Here is an 18,992-nt window from a genome sequence, read left to right as displayed (position 1 = left end):
CGCGTCACACCATCCAGACGTCTTCGTAGCCGGCATCGTCGATGATGAAGCGTGCGCCGGCCGGCAATCGCAGATAAGGCAGAACCAACGGCAGGCACGCCGACAGGTGCGCGGCGTGCACGGGCTGATAGAAGTCGGCGGCGTCGCTGTATTCGCCGCAATGGAAAAACCAGCCGACGTTGTCGCCTTCGGACAGCGCGATGCGCATGCCGTAGACGGGCATGCGCCCGAGCGTCGACATCGCGACGGCCACCCTGTCTTCGGGTTCAACCGCATGCAGCCCGTAACGTGCGCAAACGGCATCCTGTTGCGCGCGCAGCGCTGTCGGATCGTCGGCCATGTTCGTTTTCTTCCTGTCTTGCGGCACGTCAGCCGGGTTGCCAGCACAACTGCGGATCGGCGCCGCCGGTCGATACGAAATAGGCAGCCGCCTGCACCGCCCTCGCGCGGTCAACGCACTGCCGCGCCGGATAGCTGCCTCGCTGCCCGCCCGCCACGAGTTCGATCGTTTCGTCTGCCGGCGCTTCAGGCGTCGTCAGGGTCAGCAGCGCGGCGTCGAGCTCCGATGCGATGAAGACGGCGTATCGACCGTCGTGGCCACCGCCGATCGTCATCACCGTTGCGTCGCTCGCTTCGAAGGCGACGGTCGAGCGATCGCGGCCATTCAGTCGTTCGACGGCCGCGATCGCCAGCGCGGGATCGTCACACGGCGCTTCCGTCACGTGTGATCGGTTGCCGATCGTCATTTCCTCGATCACGGTCGTCGTTCGCATCCGACGGCTCGTCGTCACAACAGGATGAACGCGTCGTTCTCGACGTAGAAGACGAACGCATCGAGCAATTGCGCGACACTCGGCTCGTCGACCTGATCGTGTGCGTTGATCACGATGTCCTCGATCGTTGCGCTGTCCAGCGTGACCTTCCAGCCTGGTCGGGCCGCGATGGCAGGCGCAACGTCGGCTTGTGCGTCGTCGGCATCTTCGAAAAACGCCCCCTCGGTATCGAGCGTCCACGGCATCGGCGGCAGGTAAAGCCACCCGGAGAAATCGCCGGGACGTTCGAGAATATGGTGCAGCGACACTGCGCTAGGTGAATCGAGCGACATGGGTATTGCGGTGGTATCCGGATTGGTTGCGTTGCATCGGCCGCGCGCGACCCGCGGCAGGCCGTGATTATGCCAATTCCCGGCGCGCCCGCCCCCGCGCGCACGTCAGTCGATGCGCAGCGTAACCGGTGTTCCCGCAAAAACCGCCGCCAACCCCTGCTTCACGTGTTCCAGTCCGTCCGTCGCGCGCACCACGATCGTGACCCGCGCCAGCCCTTGCGCCCATCGCGCATCCGGCGCCAGCTGGATATTCAGCATTTCTCCGCGCAACGAGACGGACTCGACACCGCCGTAGCCGGCCACCCCGCTCTCGCACACTTCCATGTAATACGTGCCGAGGCCGAGCGCCTCGTCTCGTTCGTCGTCTTCGGCACCGCGCTGCAGGATCACGTAGTGTGTCGGCGGGTCGCGATCCGCCACGCCGACGACATGAACGCCGTCCTCGAACGTGTAAGCCGCGACCTCGGCGAAAAAACTGAAATCCATGTCGATCTGCTCCCGGCCCGATGATTTCGACGCCCTCCGGCGCACTACTTTCGTCAGATTATTCGGCCTGCGCGATCACGTCACCGGTTTTTCGTGAAATCGATTGCAATCAGGGCCACTTCGACTTCCGGTCAGGCACGGTTGCGAGTAGTGTCTACGTGCCCGTATTTCGGCTCAGCCGGGCCCGACCGCGCCCGGCGCTCATTACCCCACGCTGCACACTGGAGATCTGCGATGAAACGTTCGAAGTTCCTGTTGTCGGGCCTGCTGCTCGCGTCGGCCCTCGGCTTCACGGCCGTCGCCGCGCACGCGGACGACCTGCTCGATTCCGTGAAGAAAGCCGGCGTGCTGCGCGTCGGCCTCGAGGGCACGTATCCGCCGTTCAATTCGCGCGGCACGTCCGGCCAGCTCGAGGGCTTCGACGTCGACGTCGCGAACGCCGTCGCCGGCAAGCTCGGCGTGAAGACGCAGTTCATCCCGACCGAATGGAGCGGCATCATCGCCGGCCTGCAGGCCGGCAAGTTCGACGTGATCGTCAACCAGGTCACGATCACGCCGCAGCGCAAGGAAGCGCTCGACTTCAGCGAACCGTACACGTACTCGGCCGCGCAGCTGATCCAGCGCAAGGACGACACGCGCAACTTCAAGTCGCTCGACGATTTCAAGGGCAAGAAGCTCGGCGTGACGCTCGGCACCAACTACGACCAGATGGCGCGCACCGTGCCGGGCATCGAGGTGCAGACGTATCCGGGCGCGCCGGAGAAGCTGCGCGATCTCGCCGCGGGCCGCATCGAGGCGACGCTCGACGACCGCTTGATGCTGCCGTACATGATCAAGACGTCGAACCTGCCGCTGCGCGCGGGGGCGGTGCTGAACGGCGGCAAGCAGGAAATGGCGATCCCGTTCCGCAAGGGCAACCCGAAGTTCGAGAAGGCGATCAACGACGCGCTCGAGTCGCTGCGCAAGGACGGTACGCTGAAGAAGATCTCGACGCACTGGTTCGGCAGCGACGTGACGGTGCCGGTCGCGCAGTAAGCGATCGGGCGCTTCGACGCGTCACGCCGGTCTTGTCGATGAGCGCGTGACGCGTCTTCTCAAGCCGCTTCGTCGAAGCGCGCGAGCAGCATCTGGCCGATCGGCGTCAGCGCCGGACGCACGGCCACCGCATTCACGCGCACCTGCGTCGGGTCCACCAACCGCTTCTCGACCAGCACGGCGAAAGCGGGATTCGATTGATCGACACTGTCCGGCGCACGTGCAATGCGCAGCAGCATCGAGAATTCATGCGGGCTCAGCATGGTTCGTGTCTCCTGATCGTCCGCGATCCGGTCCGAACCGGCGTCGATCGTGTTTTCGAAGGAAATGGCGCGATGCATGATCGCTGCGGCGCCGGGAGCGAGATCCCGGTGGTCTGCCGGCGACGCGGGCACGTCGTCGCCTGCAGGGTGCGCGGTCGCGATCGGGCAAGGTCGCCGCGACGGGAACGTAACGTTAGGGGCGCACCGTGACGCAGGCGTGACAGCGAAACGGGGGCGAAACGACGGCGGCCGTCCTCCGCAGGGAACGTGCTGCAACTGATATGCGTGGTCGCACGTCGAGCATGGACTTCGAGCCGAATCGAAAAACTGCGTCAGTCCTGCGTGAACTGTTCGTGGAGCCGCCCCGGCTTCGCTTTGCCTTTCGCAATTGCTTAACCTTAACCGCATCGGACGCATTGGCGTAGGCTTGACGCCGTCGGGTTCGAGCACGTCGAGAGCTTGTCATCGCATAGCGCGGTGCGCGAGCGATGGGCAACCCAAAGCTCTGTTCGAATGGGACGACGACAACGCAATCCTGGACATCCGAGAACCCTACTTGCTCGTCTGCATGCGTTGGTCAGACGCAATAGTGCAGCCGAATTGATTCTCTCGAGACGCGAGAAGTGCGCCAGAAAAGACGAAGGGCCGGGAGACAAAATCTCCCGGCCCTTCGTTCAATGTGGTGCCGGCTGCAGGACTCGAACCCGCCACCTGATGATTACAAAGCTCCAGAAGAATTTCGAGGAATCAAAGCGTTAGCTAAGAATTGATTCTACAAGGACGTCGCAAGGGCAAGGCTGAAACGCATAGCCTGCAAGTCTCCCGTTCTGGTTGTAGAACAAAGAAGAGACAGCCGACATCTAGCTTGCCGACAGCGCGGACGCCAGCGTGCCGCGAGGGGATCCGATTTTCGTACTCGATGGCGTTCTTGCCCACGTCGAGGATGACGAAAAAAAATTTTACAAACCCTACAGATTTTCTCAACAGCACCGATAATTAATCAGACGAATGCATGTTCGGTTCGTCGCACATAGCCTCAGTCCAATTATTGAGAAAATCACTATGCGACAACTCACGAAGAAGTGCGTTTTGGCGGCTCTGCTGTCATCGGCTGTCGTCGGTGCCCATGCTGGCACCGCCGCAATTCAGAAAACGACGACGCCGCCGCAAGCGCTCATTTTTTCGACCGGTGCCGGTTTTTCAGCTGGCGCATATTTCGGGTTGAGCGGTTCGGATTTTCCGGGCTCACTGCTGACCGCAAACAAAAAACTGACTAGCATCGATGTTCAAACCACATCGTATATCGGTGCAACGAACGATGTCGTTTCCGTTTGTTATTTGCCGCCGTACACGACACAATCGAATTATTGTCGCAATGAAATTGTTCCGGGGACCAGCGTTAGTCTTAAGGACTTCAATAACCTGCCATTTGGTAACGGCGCCTCCTTTGTGATCAGGCACAATCCGAGCGGACGGCCTAGTACGACTCTGAATCCCGCAGGCACAGAATCTGTGACCTACAACTACTCGTATTGATGAGTACGTGCCCCGCTTGAGAAGTCGGCGGGGCGTTTTCGATTTCACGACGCGGGGTCTCCATGGAAATCAATTCGAGCCTTTTGACGACGACGCAAAATAGCGGTACGGCCAAATCAACGGTAACACCTGCGGTCAACGATTCGACCAGCGCTGCCGCTTATGCATCCACTTCGGCACAATCGACAGCGATACAAGACGATACCGTAACGTTGAGCGGTGAAGCAATTATGCTCTCGCGACTGTATGGTGGTTCCGAAAAGGGAATTCCAGCAACGCCGTTAGTCGGATCGAAAGACGTTGGTGCGGCTGATCCGGTTATGTGGCTTAATGCAGACGACCGTAGCGCGTTGTCGGACCTGTACGGGTATGCACGGCGGACTGGCGCCGACCTGCATTACGTTGACGATATCGCGTTTCAGCTTGCCTATTATCGACAAACTGCGGGTACGGTTGTATCGAACTGGACGACTAACCCGATGTACGATATGGAAGGCCATCGGCTCACGTTTTCTTTCAGTGACAAAGATGTCGCATCTGCAAAAGCGATCCAATCCAACAGCAACAATACCAAGCTGGATAAGGGTTTTCTGAATTACATTTTGGATCAAGGCTACGGCCAAAACCATATTATGAATTTCCAGTTTCTGGAAAAATTCGTTACTCGCAGCTCAAGCGCCGACAACACAAATTCTAATGCATCGGAATTTGGAGCATATGCAGCCACACCTAGATCGACTGTCATTGCATCAAAAGATATCGAATTCCATCGTCCGGAACCGGATTTTATAAGCATCAACGGCGTGTTCACCATTACCGCAAAAGGTGCGAAAAACGGTTTTGTACTGATCGATGGTCAGCCGGTACAGCAACAGAAAACGAATTCAAACGGGCACCTCGCGGTCAATATCCAAAAGCCATCTTTCATGGAAATGATATTTTCGATGCTGAAAGGGGAACCTGTTAAGCCGGCCGTGGCAACTCATCATAAAAAGGCATCGTGATATCGTTCACGCACCAGGCAAAACGATGTGCCTACACGATAGAGCGAGCCCGCCATATGTGGGCTTTTTCATTTGTTGAAAAATTCAAGACAAGTCTCTAATAATCAAAGTGTTAGATAGAAACCCGTGAGGAGGCAGAAAAATGGCCATATCTTGGTTGTTTGTATGTTGATAGCCGACCAAAAGTGAGCCGTTTGCAGCAAGTTTTTTCATCGAAAATTGACCCACATGTTCGAATGCCTGCTTGGGATGCCAAGCAGGAGAACCGGAGTGATTACGTTCAGGCAGGCAAAATTATGATTGGTGGCGGGGTGAATATTCCACCTGAAGTACTCGAAGATATCTTCGGATACACGCGTCGCAATTTCCCCGATGTTGTAGGTCTCTGCCATGTTGATGACGCTTATCAATTGTTGGTCGGTCACTTACATCGGCAGTATGCCATCCCGACATGCCTTTTGTCGTTTTGTAGAACGTGTGCGATTTTGTAGAACAAAAAAAGCGGGCCCCATCTCTGGGACCCGCTTCGGTATTGGTGCCGGCTGCAGGACTCGAACCCGCCACCTGATGATTACAAATCAACTGCTCTACCAGATGAGCTAAGCCGGCGTAGCGCGAGATTCTACCTCATTTCACGATCTTGAGGCGAGGTCTGCTGCCGCCTTTCGAGCCGTCGCCGTCGGTTTTCGGCGGTTCGTCGGCCCCTTCGGACGGCTCCTCGTTCGCGCCGCTGTCGGCGACCGGCGCCAACGGCGAGACAGGCTCGTCGCGCTGCGCGTCATCGGCCGGCACGGCGTCATCGTCGAACGCGCCCGAATCCTCGCCTTCGCCTGCGACCGCATCGACCTGGAACGCCATGCCCTGCCCGTTCTCGCGCGCATAGATCGCGAGCACGTTGGCAACCGGAATCTCGATCTTGTGCGCCTTCCCGGAGAACCGGGCCGTGAACTCGATCCACTCGTTGCCCATCTGCAACTGGCTCGTCGCCTCGAAGCTGATGTTGAGCACGATCTCGCCGTCACGCACGAACTGACGCGGCACGCGCGTCGAGTTGTCGACCCTCACCGCGATATGCGGCGTGTAACCGTTATCGGTGCACCACTCGTACAACGCGCGCAGCAGATAAGGCTTCGTTGAAATCTCTTGCATCACAATCCTCGAACCCGGAGCGGGCACGCGGCACGCCGCGCCGCCCGCTCCGTCATGCCTTCATTGCAACATTAACGACGCATGACCTTTTCGGACGGCGTCAGTGCTTCGATGTAGGCCGGACGGCTGAAGATCCGCTCGGCATACTTCATCAGCGGCGCGGCGTTCTTCGACAGCTCGATGCCGTAGTGATCCAGGCGCCACAGCAGCGGTGCGATCGCGACGTCGAGCATCGAGAACTCCTCGCCAAGCATGTACTTGTTCTTCACGAAGATCGGCGCGAGCTGCGTCAGGCGATCGCGGATCGCGAGGCGGGCCTTCTCGTGATTCTTCTCCGCCGCCTTGCCCTTCTCGTTCTCGAGCGTGCTGACGTGGACGAACAGCTCCTTCTCGAAGTTGAGCAGGAACAGGCGCGCACGCGCGCGCTGCACCGGGTCGGCCGGCATCAGTTGCGGATGCGGGAAGCGCTCGTCGATGTACTCGTTGATGATGTTCGATTCGTACAGGATCAGGTCGCGCTCGACCAGGATCGGCACCTGACCGTACGGGTTCATCACCGAAATGTCTTCCGGCTTGTTGAACAGGTCGACGTCACGGATTTCGAAGTCCATGCCCTTCTCGAACAGCACCAGCCGGCAACGCTGGGAGAACGGGCAAGTTGTGCCGGAATACAGAACCATCATATTTGCGTTTCCTCAAAAAAGCCGAGGGCCGGCACGCGGCGAAACCCCTTTCACGGGTTCCGCCTTGCGCCGGCCCCACGCCGGTCAGGCGTGTTTACTTGATATCTTTCCAGTACGCGGCATTCAGCCGCCAGGCCAGGAAAGTCAGGACACCGAGAAAGATCAGCACCCACACGCCGAGGCGCTTGCGGGTCTGCTGGGCCGGCTCGGACATCCATGTCATATAGGCCACCAGGTCGGCCACCGCAGCATCGTAGTCAGGCGACGACAGCGTCCCCGGCGTGACCTGCTGGAAGCCGACGAGCGTGTGGACCTTCTCGCCCGTCTCCTCGTCCGTCTTGTCTTCGAATTTGGCTACGCGTTGCCCCTGCAGTTGCCACAACACATGGGGCATGCCGACGTTCTCGAACACCGCGTTGTTCCAGCCGGTCGGCCGCGTATCGTCGCGGTAGAAGCTGCGCAGATACGTGTACAGCCAGTCGCGGCCGCGCGCGCGCTCCTCGACCGACAGGTCGGGCGGCGTGGTGCCGAGCCAGTTCTTCGCGTCGTCGGGCCGCATCGCAACGGACATCGTGTTCCCGACCTTGTCGGTCGTGAACAGGAGATTCTTTTCGATCTCCTTCTGGGATATGCCCAGATCCGTCAGACGGTTGTAGCGCATCAGGTTCGCGCTGTGGCAGTTCAGGCAATAGTTTACAAACAATTGCGCGCCGTGCTGAAGCGAAACGAGATTTTCCGTGTTATCGGGCGCCCGGTCGAGCGGAAAATTACCCTCCGCCCGCGCGGCCGGCGCCGCCAGCAGCGCACAGGCGGTCGCCCCGATCAGCGCGAGCGTCGAAAGCAGTTTCTTCATGTCGTTCTCTCCTCGCTCACGTTAATGGGGCTTGAAGCGCACCCGTTCCGGCGGCTGCTTGAACGTGCCAAGCGGCGTCCAGACGGGCATGCCGAGGAAGAACGCGAAGTAGATCAACGCACAGGCCTGCGCGATCAGCGTCGCCGCCGGCGATGGCGGGCGCGTGCCGAGAAACGCGAGGGTCAGGAACGCCGCGACGAAGATCCCGAGGAACACCTTGTGGAACAGCGGCCGGTAGCGGATCGACTTCACCGGGCTGCGGTCGAGCCACGGCAGGAAGAACAGCGTGATCACCGCCGAGCCCATCACGACGACGCCCCAGAACTTCGACTCCGTCAGGTACATGAACACGACGATCGCGGCGGCCAGCACCGGCAACCCGACCTTCCACTTGCCGCGCGCGCGGATCAGCGCGAGCACGCCGAGCAGCGCGATCACGATCATCAGCACGATCTTGAACGGGTCGGTGGTCGCGCGCAGCATCGCGTAGAACGCGGTGAAGTACCAGACCGGCGCGATCTCGGGCGGCGTCTGCAGCGGGTTCGCCGGGACGAAGTTGTTCGCCTCGAGGAAGTAGCCGCCCATCTCCGGCGAGAAGAACACGATCAGCGCGAACACCATCAGGAACACGCACACGCCGAGGAAGTCGTGCACCGAGTAGTACGGGTGGAACGGAATGCCGTCGAGCGGGATGCCGTTCTCGTCCTTCTTCGCCTTGATCTCGATGCCGTCCGGGTTGTTCGACCCGACTTCGTGCAACGCAACGAGGTGCGCGACGACGAGCCCGACCAGCACGAGCGGAATCGCGATCACGTGGAACGCGAAGAAGCGGTTCAGCGTGACGTCGGACACGACGTAGTCGCCGCGAATCCACAGCGACAGGTCCGGGCCGACGAACGGGATCGCCGAGAACAGGTTCACGATCACCTGCGCGCCCCAGAACGACATCTGGCCCCACGGCAGCAGATAGCCGAAGAACGCCTCGGCCATCAGGCACAGGAAGATCGCGCAGCCGAAGATCCACACGAGCTCGCGCGGCTTGCGGTACGACCCGTACAGCAGCCCGCGGAACATGTGCAGGTAGACGACCACGAAGAACATCGATGCACCGGTCGAGTGCATGTAGCGAATCAGCCAGCCCCACGGCACCTCGCGCATGATGTACTCGACCGACGCGAACGCGAGCGTCGAGTCGGGCTTGTAGTTCATCGTCAGGAAGATGCCCGTGACGATCTGGTTGACGAGCACCAGCAGCGCGAGGGAGCCGAAGAAGTACCAGAAGTTGAAGTTCTTCGGCGCGTAGTACTCGGAGACGTGCTTCTTCCAGGTGGACGTGAGCGGGAAGCGCTGATCGATCCAGCCGGTGAAACCTGTCGTGGAGACTTCCTTGTTGTCGACGGCCATCACGCTTCTCCTTTCTCGTCCTTGCCGATCACGAGGGTCGTCGCCGACGTGAACATGTAGGGCGGGATGTCGAGATTCTGAGGCGCCGGCTTGTTCTTGAACACGCGGCCGGCGAGGTCGTAGGTCGAACCGTGACACGGGCACAGGAAACCGCCCGGCCAGTCGTCCGGCAGGTTCGGCTGCGGACCCGGCGTGAAGCGTTGGCTAGGCGTGCAGCCGAGGTGCGTGCACACGGCCATCACGACGAGAATATTCTTGCGATCGGCCCGCGCGCGATATTCGTTCGCGCAATACGCGGGCAACGGCATCGAATACGGGGATTTCGTGGTCGGATCGGCCACTTCCTTGTCGGCCTTGACCACGTCGGCCAGCATCGAATCGGTGCGATTGAGGATCCAGACGGGTTTGCCGCGCCACGGCACGGTGACCATTTCGCCGGGCTTCAGGCCGCTGATATCGACCTCGACCGGTGCACCGGCCGCTTTCGCTTTCGCGGACGGCGCGAGCGACGCCGCGAAAGGTATGACGGTGGCTACGCCTCCTACGCCACCTGCTACGGATGTCGCAATCAGCCAGGTACGGCGGCCGCTGTCGACGCGTTTCTCTTCCTTGTCTCGCATCACACGCCCCACTTCTGAGTTGGATTTTCCGTCACGACTTTTCATTCCGCCGCTAGTTTGCGCGAATGGAGTCGCCATTTACAAGGCCCGGCGATGAAAATCCCTTCGAAGTGATTGATAGTTAAGGGTTATCCCCCACTATCGGAGCGATTAAATCATTCCACTTTTAAGCGGATGCTACATTGTGAAATTTCGATGCGCTGCCGCAAATCCGTCGCTCAGACCGGATTATGAATATCGATAAAAAGGTGTTCGAGATCGAATTCTTCGGACAAGTGGCGTCCCAGCGCCTGAATTCCGTAGCGCTCGGTCGCATGGTGCCCCGCCGCAACGAACGCGACACCGCTCTCCGCCGCCGCGTGCGTGGTCGATTCGGACACCTCGCCGGTCAGGAACACGTCCGCGCCGGCATCGATCGCCGCGTCGAAATAGCTCTGCGCGGCGCCCGTGCACCACGCGATGCGGCGCAGTTGCGTGTCCGGGTCGCCCAGCACGAGCGGCGTGCGGCCGAGCGTGCGCTCCACCTTCGCGACGAAGTGTTCGAGCGTGACGGGCATCGGCAGCGTCGCCATCCAGCCCAGGTCGCCTTCGCCGAAGCGCTGCTCGCCGATCAGGCCGAGCTTTTCGCCGAGCTGCGCGTTGTTGCCGAACTCGGGGTGCGCGTCCAGCGGCAGGTGAAACGCGAACAGGTTCAGGTCGTTCGCGAGCAGCAGCTTCAGGCGCTGATACTTGCGGCCGGTGATCTGCGGCGCCTCGTTGCGCCAGAAATAGCCGTGATGGACGAGCACGGCATCCGCCCCCCATTCGAGCGCGGCTTCGAGGAGCGCGACCGACGCCGTCACGCCGGTGGCGATCTTCTCGATCTTGCGGCGCCCTTCGACCTGGAGGCCGTTCGGGCAATAGTCCTTGAAGCGCGCGGTTTCAAGGGTATTGTTCAAGTACAATTCAAGTTCGATCCGATCCATATAAACCTCTAATCCATTCAGATGCTTAGACGCTTCTGGCTGTTCTTCGCGCAAGCGGTGACCGTACTGCTCGCGCTGATGTTCATCGTCGTGACGCTCAAGCCGCAATGGCTGCAACGGCAAGGACAGCTCGGCAAGCAGCTCGCCACGCCGATCGTCGCGCTGCGCGAAGTCGCGCCGGGCATCGGCGGCGCACCGGCGACCACGTCGTATGCCGAAGCCGCGCAGAAGGCGATGCCGGCCGTCGTCAACGTGTTCTCCAGCAAGGACGGCTCGCTGCCGCCCGACCCGCGCGCAAAGGATCCGCTGTTCCGTTACTTCTTCGGCGACCGCAACGCCCGCAAGCAGCAGGACGAGCCGGCCGCCAACCTCGGCTCCGGCGTCATCGTGAGCCCTGAAGGTTACATTCTAACGAACCAGCACGTCGTGGACGGCGCCGACCAGATCGAAGTCGCGCTCGCCGACGGCCGCACGGCCACCGCGAAAGTGATCGGCAGCGATCCCGAAACCGATCTCGCGGTGCTGAAGATCAACATGACGAACCTGCCGACGATCACGCTCGGCCGCTCCGACCAGTCGCGCGTCGGCGACGTCGTGCTCGCGATCGGCAACCCGTTCGGCGTCGGCCAGACGGTGACGATGGGGATCATCAGCGCGCTCGGCCGCAACCACCTCGGCATCAACACGTTCGAGAACTTCATCCAGACCGACGCGCCGATCAACCCCGGCAACTCCGGCGGCGCACTGGTCGACGTGAACGGCAACCTGCTCGGCATCAACACGGCGATCTATTCGCGCTCGGGCGGCTCGCTCGGCATCGGTTTCGCGATTCCGGTCTCGACCGCGCGCACGGTGCTCGAAAGCATCATCACGACCGGCTCGGTCACGCGCGGCTGGATCGGCGTCGAGCCGCAGGACGTCACGCCGGAAATCGCCGAGTCGTTCGGGCTCCAGCAGAAATCGGGCGCGATCGTCGCGGGCGTGCTGCAGGGCGGCCCCGCCGACAAGGCCGGCATCAAGCCGGGCGACATCCTGGTGAGCGTCAACGGCGAGGACATCACCGACACGACGAAGCTGCTGAACGTCGTCGCGCAAATCAAGCCGGGCACGCCGACCAAGGTGCACGTCGTCCGCAAGGGCAAGCAGTTCGACGTGAACGTCGTGATCGGCAAGCGTCCGCCGCCGCCGAAGCAGACGCTCGACGAGCAGGACAGCGATAGCGAATGAGGCTCGGCGGGCGGCACACGCCTGCCGGTCGCGACGCGATTTGATGCGGCGCGGAAATGAAAAAGGGCAGCCGGCTGGCTGCCCTTTTGCTTTGCTTCAAACGATGTCTGGTGCCGGGAAGGCTGCGTTGGCATGTGCTGGCTGGCGGCCAACCACGGGTACCGGCCTCCGGCCTGACCGGAAAAGCCGCCCGGCGCCGCGCCGTCAACCCGCGGCTTCGCCGTTCCCCGCCTCGCCCTCTTCCGCAGGCTTCTTCGGCACGAAGAACCGCGCGGCCAGCAGCCCGATCTCGAACAGCACGACGAGCGGCAGCGCCAGCATCAGTTGCGAGAACACGTCCGGCGGCGTGACGACCGCCGCGACCACGAATGCGCCGACGATCACGTACGGTCGCATCTCCTTCAGCTTCTTCAGGGACAGCACGCCCATCCGGACGAGCAGCACGACGACGATCGGCACCTCGAACGTGACGCCGAACGCGATGAACATCCCGAGCACGAAGCTCAGGTAGTTGTCGATGTCGGTCGTCATCTCGGCCCCGAGCGGCGCGTTGTAGTGCGCCATCACGCGGAAGATCGTCGGAAACACGAGGAAGTACGCGAAGGCCATCCCGCACAGAAACAGCACGTAGCTGCTGCCGACGAGCGGCGTGACCAGCTTCTTCTCGTGCTGGTACAGCCCCGGCGCGACGAACGCCCAGATCTGGTACAGCACGATCGGCAGCGCGATCACGAGCGCGACGAGCATCGTGACCTTCATCGGCACGAAGAACGAGCCGGTGACGTCGGTGACGATCATCTTGCCGTCTTTCGGCAGGTTCTCCATCAACGGCCGCGCGAGCAGCCTGAAGATGTCGGGCGCCCAGTAGACGAGCCCGAGGAACACGACGATCACGGCCAGCCCCGCGCGAATGATGCGATCGCGAAGCTCGACGAGATGGGAAATGAAGGTTTCTTCCGGGGCGTCGCCCGGGTTCTGCTGGGGGTCGCTCACACCGGCCCTCGGTAGGATTGACGAGCGAGCATGCGCTCGACTCAGAAGAAGCGCGTCGGCCGGCGCAGGCTGGCCGGCTGGTGGCGCGCGACGCGTGCGGCGCCCGACTGCACGTGGGTGCGGCGGGTCGTCGCGCGCTTGTACCAGACAGGCGTCGCCGCCTGCTTGATGCGCCAGTTGCGACGCTTCGGCGCAAGCGCGGCCGAACTGCCGCCACGCCACGACGGCGCCGCGGGCGTGTCGCTACCGTACGTGCCGGCATCGACCGAGCCTTCGTTGACACCGCCGACCGCGGAATGCCACGTGTCGTTCAGCGCCTTCTCGTGCTCGCGCAGGTTGTCGTGAATCGTCGTCTCGACATTGCGCGCGGCCGATTCGAAATCGGTCTTCATCGTCCGCAGCGCGTCGAGTTCGATTTCGCGCGAGACCTCGGCCTTCACGTCGTTGATGTACCGCTGCGCGCGCCCGAACAGCGCGCCTGCCGTACGCGCGACGCGCGGCAGGCGCTCGGGGCCGAGCACCACGAGCGCGACGACGCCGATCAGCGCCATCTTCGAAAGACCGAGATCCAGCATCGCGAATGCCTGTCAGCGTGCCGGCGTTACGCCTTGTTCGAATCGGAACGCGTCGTTTCCTTCGCGTTGACGTCGACCGTGCCCGAACGCGGCAATTGCTGCGCGTCCGCCGGCGTTTCGCCTTCCTTCATGCCGTCCTTGAAACCCTTCACGGCGCTGCCGAGGTCGTTGCCGATGTTGCGCAGCTTCTTCGTACCGAAAACCAGCGCGACGATCAGCAGCACGATCAGCCAGTGCCAAATGCTCAATCCACCCATGATGAAACCTCTCCTCAACCACGCCGCGATGCGGCGCAAATCGCCGGCGACGCGCCGGCTTCGACTATCGGATGCGGGGAAACGCCCCGCGTCGTCAACCCATCCGTTGCCACGGGCGCGGGCCGGCCAGGATATGCGCGTGCAGGTGGTAGACCTCCTGCCCGCCGCCCGGGCCCGTGTTGATCACCGTGCGAAAACCGGTTTCGCCGCCCGTATACGCGACCCCGAGCTGGTCGGCCAGACGCGCGACGAGCAGCATCAGCCGGCCGAGCATCGGCGCATCGGCGTCCCCCACCGCCGACAGCGTCGGCACGTGCCGGCGCGGAATCACGAGCACGTGCGTCTCGGCCGCCGGGCGGATGTCGCGGAACGCGACGAATTCGTCGTCCTCGTGCACCTTCGTGCTCGGGATCTCGCCTGCCGCGATCTTGCAGAACAGGCAATTCGGATCGTGACTCATGTTGCTCCTGCAAACGCCCGCGCGCCCCGGTCAGAACCACGCCTGCGGATCGAGCGTCTTGTTGTCGTTCAGGTACAGCCAACCCTTGATGATACGGTACAGCGTCCAAATCCATGTGACAAACACCACGACGAATCCGATCGCGACGAACAGCAGCGCGATCCCGATTGCGTAAGCGATCAGCGCGCGCCAGAACGTGCGGATCTGCCACTCGAAGTGATCGGCGTACGGCGTGCCGGCCACGTCGCCGCGCTTCACGTAGTTGATGATGATCGCGACGATGCCCGTGACGCCGCCCGTCAGCCAGTGAATCGCATAGAGGCCGTACAGCACGTGGGTCAGCGTGCGCAGCCCGTTCAGGCGTTCGGCATCGGCTGCTCCCGGCACCGCCGGCGTCGGAAACTGGTTCGACGTTTCGTTCATGATGCTACCCCCGTCAGATGACAATTCTTACAGCTTACCGCACTGTTGCCACCGCGGCGGGGCCTGTGCGTCACCCGCCGTTTTCCTCGCGCTCGCGACGCTTGCGCAGCGCTTTTTCCTCGATGCCCGACAAGCCTTCGCGGCGCTCGAGTTCGGCGATCACGTCGGCCGGGCTCAGGTCGAAATGCGACAGCATCACGAGGCAGTGGAACCACAGATCGGCCACCTCGCCGACGAGCGCGCTCGGCGCGCCGCCCTGGCGCACGTCCTTCGCGGCCAGCACGACTTCCGTCGCCTCTTCGCCGATCTTCTTCAGCACCGCATCGTCGCCCTTGTGGAACAGGCGCGACACGTACGATTGATCGGGATCGCCGCCCTTGCGGCTATCGATCACGGCCGCGAGGCGCAGCAGCGTGTCTTCGGTCGATTGCGTCATTTGTAGATGTGTTCGGGGTCTTTCAGCACCGGCTCGACCGCGACCCAGTCGCCGCTGTCCACGTTGCCTTCGAATTTCTGGAAGAAGCACGAATGCCGGCCGGTGTGGCACGCGATGCCCGACACCTGCTCGACCTTCAGCAGCACGACGTCCTCGTCGCAGTCGAGCCGCACCTCGTGCACGTGCTGCACGTGGCCCGACTCCTCGCCCTTGAACCACAGGCGCTTGCGCGACCGCGAATAATAGACCGCGCGCCGCGTCTCGATCGTCTTCGCGAGCGCTTCGCGGTTCATCCACGCGAACATCAGCACGTCGTTCGTCGACGCTTCCTGCGCGATCACCGGCACGAGGCCGTTGTCGTCCCAGCGGACTTTGTCGAGCCACGCGGGCAGGGATTTCGTTTCGGTATTCATCACAGCCTCACCGGGATGCCCTGGTCGGACATGAAACGCTTCGCCTCGCCGACCGTGTGCTCGCCGTAGTGGAAGATGCTCGCGGCCAGCACCGCGTCGGCGCGACCGTCCTTGATGCCGTCCGCGAGATCCTGCAGGCAGCCGACGCCGCCCGACGCGATCACCGGCACCGGCACCGCGTCCGACACGCCGCGCGTGAGCGCGAGGTCGAAGCCCGACTTCGTGCCGTCGCGGTCCATGCTCGTGAGCAGGATCTCGCCCGCGCCGAGCTCGGCCATCTTGCGCGCCCATTCGATCGCGTCGAGGCCCGTGTTCTTGCGGCCGCCGTGCGTGAACACTTCCCAGCGCGGCGTCTCGCCGTCCGCCGATACGCGCTTCGCGTCGATCGCGACGACGATGCACTGCGAGCCGTACTTGTCGGCCGCGTCGCGCACGAGCTGCGGATTCGCGACCGCCGACGAATTCATGCTGACCTTGTCCGCACCCGCGTTCAGCAGGCGCCGTACGTCCTCGACGGCACGCACGCCGCCGCCGACGGTCAGCGGAATGAACACCTGCGACGCAACGGCTTCGATGATCGGCAGGATCAGGTCGCGCTGGTCGGACGTCGCGGTGATGTCGAGGAAAGTCAGTTCGTCGGCACCCTGCTCGTCGTAGCGGCGGGCGATTTCGACGGGGTCGCCGGCGTCGCGCAGCTCGACGAAATTGACGCCCTTGACGACACGCCCGGCAGTCACGTCCAGGCAGGGGATGATGCGTTTAGCTAGAGCCATGATGTTGCGCCAAATGCCGCGCTGGGACGGCCGGTTGCGGAAGCCTCGCGCGAGGCTTCCGGTCGGGGCTGCTCGCGGGCAGCCCCGGCGAACGCGACGACCGCGGTTACGCGTTGTCGAGTTCGCCGTTCAGTTCGTCCGCGCGCTTTTGCGCGGCCGCGAAATCGAGATCGCCGGAGTAGATCGCACGGCCGCAGATCACGCCTTCGACGCCGTGCTCTTCCACTTCGCACAGGCTCTCGATGTCCGTGAGGTTCGACAGGCCGCCGCTCGCGATCACCGGGATGCCGACGGCCTGCGCGAGCTTCACGGTCGCGTCGATGTTGATGCCCTGCAGCATCCCGTCGCGGCCGATGTCCGTGTAGACGATCGATTCGACGCCGTAGTCCTCGAACTTCTTCGCGAGATCGATCACTTCGTGGCCGGTCAGCTTGCTCCAGCCGTCGGTCGCGACCTTGCCGTCCTTCGCGTCCAGCCCGACGATGATGTTGCCCGCGAACGCGGTGCATGCGTCCTGCAGAAAGCCCGGATTCTTCACGGCGGCCGTGCCGATGATCACATAGGACAGGCCGGCGTCGAGATACTTCTCGATCGTCTCGAGGCTGCGGATGCCGCCGCCGAGCTGCACCGGGATTTCGTCGCCGACTTCGTCGAGGATCGCTTCGATCGCCTCGAGATTCTTCGGCTTGCCGGCGAATGCGCCGTTCAGGTCGACGAGATGGAGCCGCCGGGCGCCGAGATCGACCCACTTGCGGGCCATCGCCGCCGGGTCCTCGGAGAAAATCGTGGCCTGGTCCATATCGCCCTGTTTGAGGCGCACACACTGACCGTCTTTGAGGTCGATGGCCGGAATCAGCAACATAGCAATCGGGTGTCGTCGTGGAAAATGAAAAGAATCCGGCGCGTACCGGCCAAACCGGTGCCGCGCCGTCTCGCTAGTTTAGTACAACTCTATCGGCGCTTAAGCGGGCAAGCCCCGCGCGACAGGCCGTTCGGCCAGATCGACTGTGGCTCGCGCACCACGTTTACGGTTTCCAGTGTACGAAGTTGCGATACAGACGCAACCCGACCTCCGCGCTTTTCTCGGGGTGGAATTGGGTCGCGAAGAGATTGTCCCGCGCGACCGCGGACGTAAACGGCGCGCCGTAGGCCGTTTCGCCGACCGTGTGCGCCGGGTTGTCCGGCGTCACGTAATAGCTGTGCACGAAGTAGAAATATGCGTCGTCGGGCACGCCGTCCCACAGCGGGTGCGGCTGCGCCTGGCGCACGCGGTTCCAGCCCATCTGCGGCACCTTGAAGCGCGAGCCGTCGTCCTGCAGCCGGCCGTCGAGCTCGAAGCGCACGACCTTGCCGGGCAGCAGCCCGAGGCCCTTCGTGTCGCCTTCCGCGCTCCAGTCGAACAGCATCTGCTCGCCGACGCACACGCCGAGCAGCGGCTTCGTGCGCGACGCTTCGATCACCGCTTCCTGCAGCCCCGATTCGCCGAGGCAGCGCATGCAGTCGGGCATCGCGCCCTGGCCGGGCAGCACGACGCGGTCGGCCGCGCGAATCGCGGCCGGCGTGTCGACGATCGCCACGTCGGCGGCCGGTTCGGCCTTCTTGAGCGCCTGCGCGACCGAGCGCAGGTTGCCCATCCCATAGTCCACAATCGCAATCGAAGTTTTCATCTCAGTGCAGGCAGTAGCGCCCTCAGTCCATTGACGATGAATTCCACCGCCAGCGCCGACAGCATCAGACCCATCAGCCGCGTGGCGATGTTGATGCCGGTGCGGCCGATCCAGTTCGCGATCGGCTCGGCGAGCCGCATCGCGACGAAACACAGAAAAGCCAGGGCCGCGCCGATCGCGACCAGCCCGGCCCGCTCATACCAGTGATGCGCGCTCGCCGCATAGACGATCACCGTGCTGATCGAGCCGGGGCCCGTGAGCAGCGGAATCGCCAGCGGCACGACCGCGATGTTGTCCTTCAGCTCGGCTTCGTCGCGCTCCTCGGGCGTCGATCGCGTGTTGCCGATCTGCGCGTTGAGCATGTTGATCGCCATCAGCAGCATGATGATCCCGCCGCCGACTTCGAGCGACCCGACCGAAATGCCGAAGAAGTGGATGATCTGCTGCCCGAGCAGCGCGGTCACCGTCATCACGCAGAACACCGACACCGACGCGATCCGGATCGTGCGCCGCCGCTCGGCGTCCGTCTGCTGCGCCGTCAGGCTCAGGAAGAACGGCACTGCACCGACCGGATTGATCAGCGCGAGCAGCGAAATGAACGATTTGAGCAGATCCATCGCAAGCCGGCGCCGCGCGCCGAAGCCGTGAGGTTGTCCCGAGCGCAG

27 protein-coding genes and 1 tRNA gene are annotated in these 18,992 nt (G+C 62.6%); 4 read left to right on the top strand and 24 right to left on the bottom strand.

The features are described 5' to 3' along the window. Positions 1–4: 4 nt before the first annotated feature. From WS96_RS12950 to WS96_RS12935, 4 genes are all read right to left on the bottom strand, one after another. Positions 5–340, bottom strand: a complete 336-nt coding sequence (locus WS96_RS12950; protein WP_059832963.1) for an immunity protein Imm33 domain-containing protein — start codon at positions 338–340, stop codon at positions 5–7. 28 nt (positions 341–368) lie between these two features. Further along, positions 369–758, bottom strand: coding sequence for an Imm1 family immunity protein (locus WS96_RS12945; protein WP_179949938.1), 390 nt, complete (start codon positions 756–758; stop codon positions 369–371). Positions 759–787: 29 nt separating this feature from the next. Beyond that, positions 788–1,105 (bottom strand): DUF7716 domain-containing protein, encoded by a 318-nt coding sequence (locus WS96_RS12940; RefSeq protein WP_059832957.1) that lies wholly within the window; start codon positions 1,103–1,105, stop codon positions 788–790. A gap of 105 nt (positions 1,106–1,210) precedes the next feature. Next, on the bottom strand, positions 1,211–1,591 hold the full coding sequence (locus WS96_RS12935; protein WP_034209788.1) for an Imm10 family immunity protein: 381 nt from the start codon (positions 1,589–1,591) through the stop codon (positions 1,211–1,213). A gap of 234 nt (positions 1,592–1,825) precedes the next feature. Here WS96_RS12935 and WS96_RS12930 point away from each other — a divergent pair, with 234 nt between their 5' ends. Continuing rightward, positions 1,826–2,626 (top strand): transporter substrate-binding domain-containing protein, encoded by an 801-nt coding sequence (locus WS96_RS12930; protein WP_011546588.1) that lies wholly within the window; start codon positions 1,826–1,828, stop codon positions 2,624–2,626. 59 nt (positions 2,627–2,685) lie between these two features. Here the strand turns inward: WS96_RS12930 and WS96_RS12925 are convergent, their stop codons facing one another. Beyond that, positions 2,686–2,889, bottom strand: coding sequence for a hypothetical protein (locus WS96_RS12925; protein ID WP_027783368.1), 204 nt, complete (start codon positions 2,887–2,889; stop codon positions 2,686–2,688). 1,062 nt (positions 2,890–3,951) lie between these two features. On the opposite strand from WS96_RS12925, the gene WS96_RS33650 reads away from it, so the two are divergent. After that, a complete protein-coding gene (locus WS96_RS33650) occupies positions 3,952–4,425 on the top strand; it encodes a hypothetical protein (RefSeq protein WP_156443628.1) in 474 nt (157 codons plus the stop codon). A gap of 62 nt (positions 4,426–4,487) precedes the next feature. After that, entirely contained in the window at positions 4,488–5,429 is a 942-nt protein-coding gene (locus WS96_RS32315; protein ID WP_082720249.1) for a hypothetical protein, read from the top strand. Positions 5,430–5,638: 209 nt separating this feature from the next. Here the strand turns inward: WS96_RS32315 and WS96_RS33645 are convergent, their stop codons facing one another. The 8 genes from WS96_RS33645 to WS96_RS12890 form a co-directional block, all read right to left on the bottom strand. Then, positions 5,639–5,854, bottom strand: coding sequence for a hypothetical protein (locus WS96_RS33645; protein ID WP_156443627.1), 216 nt, complete (start codon positions 5,852–5,854; stop codon positions 5,639–5,641). A gap of 108 nt (positions 5,855–5,962) precedes the next feature. After that, positions 5,963–6,038: transfer RNA gene (locus WS96_RS12920), tRNA-Thr, on the bottom strand. Positions 6,039–6,056: 18 nt separating this feature from the next. Further along, the gene (locus WS96_RS12915) at positions 6,057–6,578 is read right to left on the bottom strand and encodes a ClpXP protease specificity-enhancing factor (RefSeq protein ID WP_059832954.1); all 522 of its coding nucleotides are present in this window, start codon (positions 6,576–6,578) and stop codon (positions 6,057–6,059) included. A 71-nt stretch (positions 6,579–6,649) separates the two neighbouring features. Beyond that, positions 6,650–7,261 (bottom strand): glutathione S-transferase N-terminal domain-containing protein, encoded by a 612-nt coding sequence (locus WS96_RS12910; RefSeq protein ID WP_006400565.1) that lies wholly within the window; start codon positions 7,259–7,261, stop codon positions 6,650–6,652. A 94-nt stretch (positions 7,262–7,355) separates the two neighbouring features. After that, positions 7,356–8,114 (bottom strand): cytochrome c1, encoded by a 759-nt coding sequence (locus WS96_RS12905; protein WP_059832952.1) that lies wholly within the window; start codon positions 8,112–8,114, stop codon positions 7,356–7,358. Positions 8,115–8,135: 21 nt separating this feature from the next. Beyond that, positions 8,136–9,518, bottom strand: coding sequence for a cytochrome b (locus tag WS96_RS12900; protein WP_034209786.1), 1,383 nt, complete (start codon positions 9,516–9,518; stop codon positions 8,136–8,138). Next, positions 9,518–10,138 (bottom strand): ubiquinol-cytochrome c reductase iron-sulfur subunit, encoded by a 621-nt coding sequence (gene petA, locus WS96_RS12895; protein ID WP_034209785.1) that lies wholly within the window; start codon positions 10,136–10,138, stop codon positions 9,518–9,520. The genes WS96_RS12900 and petA overlap by 1 nt, the downstream gene beginning before the upstream one ends. A gap of 218 nt (positions 10,139–10,356) precedes the next feature. After that, the gene (locus WS96_RS12890) at positions 10,357–11,103 is read right to left on the bottom strand and encodes a Nif3-like dinuclear metal center hexameric protein (RefSeq protein ID WP_034209784.1); all 747 of its coding nucleotides are present in this window, start codon (positions 11,101–11,103) and stop codon (positions 10,357–10,359) included. 21 nt (positions 11,104–11,124) lie between these two features. On the opposite strand from WS96_RS12890, the gene WS96_RS12885 reads away from it, so the two are divergent. After that, entirely contained in the window at positions 11,125–12,330 is a 1,206-nt protein-coding gene (locus WS96_RS12885; protein WP_006494427.1) for a Do family serine endopeptidase, read from the top strand. Positions 12,331–12,534: 204 nt separating this feature from the next. On the opposite strand, the gene tatC is transcribed toward WS96_RS12885, so the two are convergent. From tatC to WS96_RS12830, 11 genes are all read right to left on the bottom strand, one after another. Then, the gene (gene tatC / locus WS96_RS12880) at positions 12,535–13,323 is read right to left on the bottom strand and encodes a twin-arginine translocase subunit TatC (RefSeq protein WP_034209782.1); all 789 of its coding nucleotides are present in this window, start codon (positions 13,321–13,323) and stop codon (positions 12,535–12,537) included. 41 nt (positions 13,324–13,364) lie between these two features. Beyond that, positions 13,365–13,898, bottom strand: a complete 534-nt coding sequence (gene tatB / locus WS96_RS12875) for a Sec-independent protein translocase protein TatB (RefSeq protein WP_059780300.1) — start codon at positions 13,896–13,898, stop codon at positions 13,365–13,367. Between the two features lie 26 nt (positions 13,899–13,924). Then, entirely contained in the window at positions 13,925–14,155 is a 231-nt protein-coding gene (gene tatA, locus WS96_RS12870) for a Sec-independent protein translocase subunit TatA (RefSeq protein WP_034209780.1), read from the bottom strand. 94 nt (positions 14,156–14,249) lie between these two features. Next, the gene (locus WS96_RS12865) at positions 14,250–14,615 is read right to left on the bottom strand and encodes a histidine triad nucleotide-binding protein (protein WP_034209779.1); all 366 of its coding nucleotides are present in this window, start codon (positions 14,613–14,615) and stop codon (positions 14,250–14,252) included. 30 nt (positions 14,616–14,645) lie between these two features. Beyond that, entirely contained in the window at positions 14,646–15,038 is a 393-nt protein-coding gene (locus tag WS96_RS12860) for a DUF4870 family protein (protein ID WP_059832949.1), read from the bottom strand. Positions 15,039–15,108: 70 nt separating this feature from the next. Next, positions 15,109–15,474, bottom strand: a complete 366-nt coding sequence (locus WS96_RS12855) for a phosphoribosyl-ATP diphosphatase (RefSeq protein WP_011546603.1) — start codon at positions 15,472–15,474, stop codon at positions 15,109–15,111. Beyond that, on the bottom strand, positions 15,471–15,887 hold the full coding sequence (gene hisI / locus WS96_RS12850) for a phosphoribosyl-AMP cyclohydrolase (RefSeq protein ID WP_059832946.1): 417 nt from the start codon (positions 15,885–15,887) through the stop codon (positions 15,471–15,473). The genes WS96_RS12855 and hisI overlap by 4 nt, the downstream gene beginning before the upstream one ends. Then, a complete protein-coding gene (hisF, locus tag WS96_RS12845; RefSeq protein ID WP_059499735.1) occupies positions 15,887–16,660 on the bottom strand; it encodes an imidazole glycerol phosphate synthase subunit HisF in 774 nt (257 codons plus the stop codon). The genes hisI and hisF overlap by 1 nt, the downstream gene beginning before the upstream one ends. 106 nt (positions 16,661–16,766) lie before the next feature. Next, positions 16,767–17,522 carry a 1-(5-phosphoribosyl)-5-[(5-phosphoribosylamino)methylideneamino]imidazole-4-carboxamide isomerase gene (hisA, locus tag WS96_RS12840; RefSeq protein WP_059827584.1) on the bottom strand — a complete coding sequence of 252 codons (756 nt, stop codon included), beginning with the start codon at positions 17,520–17,522 and terminating at the stop codon, positions 16,767–16,769. A gap of 163 nt (positions 17,523–17,685) precedes the next feature. Continuing rightward, on the bottom strand, positions 17,686–18,327 hold the full coding sequence (gene hisH, locus WS96_RS12835; RefSeq protein ID WP_027783354.1) for an imidazole glycerol phosphate synthase subunit HisH: 642 nt from the start codon (positions 18,325–18,327) through the stop codon (positions 17,686–17,688). Beyond that, positions 18,324–18,944, bottom strand: coding sequence for a YchE family NAAT transporter (locus tag WS96_RS12830; protein ID WP_059832942.1), 621 nt, complete (start codon positions 18,942–18,944; stop codon positions 18,324–18,326). The genes hisH and WS96_RS12830 overlap by 4 nt, the downstream gene beginning before the upstream one ends. Between the last annotated feature and the right edge of the window lie 48 nt (positions 18,945–18,992).

The organism is Burkholderia sp. MSMB1835 (assembly GCF_001526365.1).
In the GTDB taxonomy this organism is placed as follows: Bacteria; Pseudomonadota; Gammaproteobacteria; order Burkholderiales; family Burkholderiaceae; genus Burkholderia.
Note: the sequence above shows the minus strand (reverse complement) of the source record. Positions and strands in the feature narration are given on the sequence as shown.